The sequence below is a fragment of the Streptomyces sp. NPDC029466 genome, from assembly GCF_055574515.1.
This window is the reverse complement of the sequence record NZ_JBVHZH010000006.1, coordinates 1-5,711: the sequence shown is the minus strand read 5'-3', so window position 1 is coordinate 5,711 and position 5,711 is coordinate 1. Positions and strand designations below refer to the sequence as shown.

Here is a 5,711-nt window from a genome sequence, read left to right as displayed (position 1 = left end):
CCCCTCCCCCCTCCCCTCCCCCCCCCCCCCCCCCCCCCCCCCCCCCCCCCCTCCCCCCCCCCCCCCCCCCCCCCCCCCCCCCCCCCCCCCCCCCCCCCCCCCACCGCCGCTTCTCCCGGGCCGTCTTCTGCGGCGCCGCGGCACTCACCGCCGCCGCGCCGTCACCAGCCACGAGGCGCTGCCGAGCGTGACCCCGTCCGGGCCGCGGTGGGCCGCCATGGCCCGCCGGAGGGCGGCGAGCGCCTCGGCCCTCGCCCCCTCGTCGGCCCCGGCCAGCATCGTGCGGGCCATCGGCATATCGGTCAGGGACGCCACCGCATCGTCCTCGTCGGTGCCCATCCACATCGGCTCGTCGACCGCGTCGACCGAGATCCCGTCGAATCCGGCGCCCTCCAACAGCGTCCTGATCCGGGCGGCGTCGGCGAGCGAGAAGGGGCCCGGTTCCCCCGGAAGACCGAAGTCCGGCAGCTGCGTATACGGGGCGAGCGCCTCGAACGGCACGGTCAGATAGGCGTTCTGCGTCAGCTCCCGCCAGCACAGGAAGGCCAGCCGGCCGCCGGGGCACAGAGCATGGGCGATATTGCCGAAGGCCGCCTCCGGGTCGGCGAAGAACATCACCCCGAAGCGGCTGATCACGACGTCGAACGCGGTGGCCCCGAAGTCGTGGACCTGAGCGTCTCCCTGCGCGAAGTCGACCTGCGGGAGTCCGGCCGCGGCGGCCTGCTTCCGGGCCTCGGCCAGCATCGGCCCCGACAGATCGACCCCGAGCACCGCTCCCTCGGCAGCGGCCCGCGCCGCCTCCAGGCTCGTCCCGCCGCTGCCGCATCCGATGTCCAGCACCCGGCTGTCCGCCCGGACCCCGGCCGCCGACATCAGCCGCGGGGTGAGCCGGCGGTACCGGGCTTCCTGATGCGCGCGCTGCCGGACCCAGTACTCCCCGTCGTCCCCGTTCCAGGCCTCGGCCTGGGCGGCGTTGCCCGTCGCGACCTCCTCCGGCAGCCGGGCCGACCGGTCCCCGTCCGCGTGCCGCTCGCTGCTCCGGCCCATCACGTCCTCCTTGCCCGAAATGCTCCACTGTCGACCGTACGGCATCCCCGACCAGGGAGTTCGTCGCCCGTACCCCGATGTGCCATATCTGCGACACCCCCCCTTCCCTGGCGCTCGTTCCTCTTGGAACACTCTGCTGACCGTGGTTCCGCACCACTCCTCACACAACCGCACATCAACACCTGTCATTTCGCCAACTCCCCCACACCCGAAGAGGTTCCCAGCCCATGTCTGAATTGAATCGACGGCGTTTCCTCCAGATAGCCGGCGCCACCGCGGGGGCCTCGGCCCTGTCGAGCAGCATCGCCCGTGCCGCCGCCATCCCCGCCACGCGACGCTCCGGATCCCTCAAGGACATCGAGCACATCGTCGTGCTGATGCAGGAGAACCGCTCCTTCGACCACTACTTCGGCTCGATGAAGGGCGTACGCGGCTTCGGTGACCCGCGCCCGCTCATCCTCGAGAGCGGGAAGTCCGTCTGGCACCAGCCGGACGGCGACAAGGAGGTGCTGCCCTACCACCCGGACGCCGAGAACCTCGGCATGCAGTTCATCGAGGGTCTCGACCACGAGTGGGCGGGCGGCCACAAGGCCTGGAACAACGGCAAGTACGACAACTGGATCCCGGCCAAGACCGCCGGGACGATGGCCCACCTGACGCGCAAGGACATCCCGTTCCACTACGCGCTCGCCGATGCGTTCACCATCTGCGACTCGTACCACTGCTCGTTCATCGGGGCGACCGACCCCAACCGCTATTACATGTACACGGGGTATGTCGGCAACGACGGCAAGGGCGGCGGTCCGGTCCTCGGTAACGAGGAGGAGGGGTACGGCTGGACGACGTACCCGGAGCGGCTGGAGAAGGCCGGGATCTCCTGGAAGCTCTACCAGGACATCGGTGACGGCCTGGACGCGGACGGCAAGTGGGGCTGGATCGAGGACGCCTACCGCGGCAACTACGGCGACAACTCACTGCTCTTCTTCAACCAGTACCGTGACGCCAAGCCCGGCGACCCGCTGTACGACAAGGCCCGCACCGGCACCAACGCCAAGGAGGGCGACGGCTACTTCGACGTCCTCAAGGCCGATGTGAAGGCCGGCAAGCTGCCTCAGATCTCCTGGATCGCCGCCCCCGAGGCCTTCTCCGAGCACCCCAACTGGCCCGCGAACTACGGCGCCTGGTACGTCTCCCAGGTGCTGGACGCGCTCACCTCCAACCCCGAGGTGTGGAGCAAGACCGCGCTGTTCATCACCTACGACGAGAACGACGGCTACTTCGACCACGTCCTGCCGCCCTTCCCGCCGGCCTCCGCCGACCAGGGCCTGTCGACCGTGGACACCTCACTCGACAGCTTCGGCGGCAACGCCAAGTACTCCGCGGGCCCCTACGGCCTCGGCCAGCGCGTCCCGATGCTCGTCGTCTCCCCCTGGAGCACCGGCGGCTTCGTCTGCTCCGAGGTCTTCGACCACACCTCCATCATCCGCTTCATGGAGCGCCGCTTCGGTGTCCACGAGCCCAACATCTCGCCCTGGCGGCGCGCCATCTGCGGCGACCTGACCTCCGCCTTCGACTTCGGGCTGGAGAACACCAAGCCGGCCGAGCTCCCCGCCACCGACGGCTACCAGCCGCCGGACAAGGAGCGGCACGACAGCTATGTGCCGAAGCCGCCGGCCAACCCCGTGCTGCCCAAGCAGGAGGCCGGCTCCCGCCCCGCCCGCCCGCTGCCGTACGAGCCGCTGGTCGACGGGTCCGCGACCCCCTCCACCGGCCGCTTCACCCTCACCTTCAAGAGCGGTGACAACGCCGGCGCCTGCTTCACCGTCACCGCGGGCAACCGCACCGACGGCCCGTGGACGTACACCACGGAGGCCGGCAAGAAGATCTCCGACACCTGGAACACGTCCTACTCCAAGGACGTCTACGACCTGTCCGTCCACGGCCCGAACGGCTTCCTGCGCACCTTCAAGGGCAACGGTAAGAAGACCGGGCCCGAGGTGACCGCCCGCCATGACAAGACGGCCGGTTGCGTCGTCCTCACCCTGACCAACCCCGGCCGCACCGACTGCCACCTCACCGTCACCCAGGCGTACGGCGGCCCCGCCGAGACCTACCCGGTCCGGGCGGGCGCCACCGTCAAGAAGTCGGTCGACCTGCGGGCCAGCAAGCGCTGGTACGACCTGTCGGTCACCTCCGACTCCGACTCCGCCTTCCTGCGCCGGTTCGCCGGCCATGTGGAGACCGGGGAGCCGGGTGTGAGCGACCCGGCGATCATCACGGGCTGAGCCGCCGGCGACGGGCCGGGGCCGGCACCCCCACGGGTGCCGGTCCCGGCCCGCACGGTCAGGAAACCCCGCCGGGCAGACCGCCGCGGATCTCCCGGGCCGCGGTGACCAGGTTCTCCAGGGCGGCCCGCACCTCCGGCCAGCCACGGGTCTTCAGACCGCAGTCCGGGTTGACCCACAGCCGCTCGGCGGGAATCGCGGCAAGTCCCTTGCGCAGCAGGGCTGTTGCCTCGACCACGTCCGGGACGCGCGGCGAGTGGATGTCATAGACCCCGGGCCCCACCTCGCGCGGATAGCCGGCCGTGGCGAGCTCCGTGGCGACCTGCATATGGGAGCGGGCCGCCTCCAGGCTGATGACATCGGCGTCGAGGTCCTCGATGGCCCGGAGGATGTCACCGAACTCCGCGTAGCACATATGGGTGTGGATCTGGGTCTCCGGACGGACCCCGCCGGTGGTGAGGCGGAACGCCTCGGTGGCCCAGGCCAGATACGCGGCGTGGCCGGCCGCACGCAGCGGCAGCGTCTCGCGCAGCGCGGGCTCATCGACCTGGATGACCGATGTGCCCGCCGCCTCCAGGTCGTTCACCTCGTCGCGCAGCGCGAGCGCCACCTGGCGGGCGGTGTCGCCCAGCGGCTGGTCGTCGCGGACGAAGGACCAGGCGAGCATGGTGACCGGGCCGGTGAGCATGCCCTTGACCGGCCGCTCGGTGAGGGACTGGGCGTAGCGGGTCCAGCGCACCGTCATCGGCTCGGGACGGGAGATGTCCCCGGCCAGGACCGGCGGCCGGACGTAGCGGGTGCCGTAGGACTGCACCCAGCCGTGCTGGGTGGCGAGGTAGCCGGTCAGCTGCTCGGCGAAGTACTGGACCATGTCGTTGCGTTCCGGTTCACCGTGCACCAGGACATCGATCCCGGCCTTCTCCTGGAAGGCGAGCACCTCGCGGATCTCCGCCGAGATCCGCTCCTCGTACCCCTCGGTGTCCAGCCGCCCGGCCCGCAGACCGGCCCGCGCCGTGCGCAGTTCGGCGGTCTGCGGGAACGAGCCGATGGTGGTGGTCGGCAGCAGCGGCAGCCGCAGGTGCGCGCGCTGGGCGGCGGACCGCTCGGCGTACGGCTGGGAACGGCGGCCGTCGGCCCCGGTCACGGCCGCGGCGCGGGCGCGCACCGCCGGGTCATGGGTGAGGGCCGAGCCCGCCCGGGAGGCCAGGTCCGCGCGGTTGGCGGCGAGTTCGGCCGCGATGGTGTCGGTGCCCCGGGCCAGGCCGCGCGCCAGCGTCACGATCTCCGTGGTCTTCTGCCGGGCGAAGGCCAGCCAGCGGAGGATCTGCGGGTCGATGTCCCGCTCGGCCCCGGTGTCCAGCGGGACGTGCAGCAGCGAGCAGGAGGACGACACATCGACCCGCTCGGCCAGCCCGAGCAGGGTGCCCAGGGTCGCCAGCGACTGCTCGTAGTGGTTGATCCAGATATTGCGGCCGTTGACGACACCGGCGACCAGCCGCTTGCCGGGCAGCCCGCCGACCGCCGCGAGATCCTGGAGGTTGCCGGCCGCGGGACCGGTGAAGTCCAGCGCCAGGCCCTCGACGGGCGCCTTGGCCAGCACCGGCAGCGCCTCGCCCAGCCGGTCGAAGTACGAGGCCACCAGCAGCTGCGGGCGGTCGGTGAGCGTGCCCAGGTCCCGGTAGGCGCGGGCCGCGGCGTTCAGCACGGCGGGGGAGCGGTCCTGGACCAGCGCCGGCTCGTCCAGCTGCACCCAGTGGGCGCCGGCCGCCCGCAGATCGGCGAGCACCTCGGCGTAGACGGGCAGCAGCCGGTCGAGCAGCGTCAGCGGGTCGAAGCCGGCCGCGACGCCGGGCGCGGGCTTGGCCAGCAGGAGGTAGGTGACGGGCCCGACGAGGACCGGCCGCGCGGCGAGCCCGAGGGCGAGTGCCTCCGTCAGCTGGGCGACCTGCTCGGCGGAGTCCGCTGCGAAGACCGTGTCCGGCCCCAACTCCGGGACGAGATAGTGATAGTTGGTGTCGAACCACTTGGTCATTTCCAGCGGCGCCACGTCCTGGGTGCCGCGGGCCATCGCGAAGTAACCGTCCAGGGGGTCGGTGGCCACCGCGGCGCGGTGCCGCGCCGGGATCGCGCCGACCATCACGCTGGTGTCCAGGACGTGGTCGTAGTACGAGAAGTCGCCGGTAGGCACCTCATGGACACCGGCCCCGGCGAGCTGCTCCCAATTGGCGCGGCGCAGCCCGGCGGCGGTGGTACGGAGCGGGGGGGGGGGGGGGGGGCCCCTCCCGTACCCCCCCACGGCCCTCCTTCATTCCCAGTTCTGCCCCTCCCCGGGGTGGCCCTCTACGCCTGCTCGTTTTTCCCCCGCTGCGGACCCCCTGG

General features: G+C 71.8%; 2 protein-coding genes and 1 pseudogene. 1 reads left to right on the top strand and 2 read right to left on the bottom strand.

The genetic code is table 11. The features are described 5' to 3' along the window. Positions 1–144: 144 nt before the first annotated feature. Positions 145–1,047: a class I SAM-dependent methyltransferase gene (locus tag ACZ4XD_RS07565; RefSeq protein WP_468039158.1), complete on the bottom strand. Its 903-nt coding sequence runs from the start codon at positions 1,045–1,047 to the stop codon at positions 145–147. A gap of 227 nt (positions 1,048–1,274) precedes the next feature. Between ACZ4XD_RS07565 and ACZ4XD_RS07560 the strand changes: the two genes are divergently transcribed. Beyond that, the gene (locus ACZ4XD_RS07560) at positions 1,275–3,332 is read left to right on the top strand and encodes a phosphocholine-specific phospholipase C (protein WP_468039157.1); all 2,058 of its coding nucleotides are present in this window, start codon (positions 1,275–1,277) and stop codon (positions 3,330–3,332) included. A 58-nt stretch (positions 3,333–3,390) separates the two neighbouring features. On the opposite strand, the pseudogene metE reads toward ACZ4XD_RS07560, so the two are convergent. Continuing rightward, a pseudogene (gene metE / locus ACZ4XD_RS07555) lies at positions 3,391–5,711 on the bottom strand (5-methyltetrahydropteroyltriglutamate--homocysteine S-methyltransferase); the annotation flags it as partial.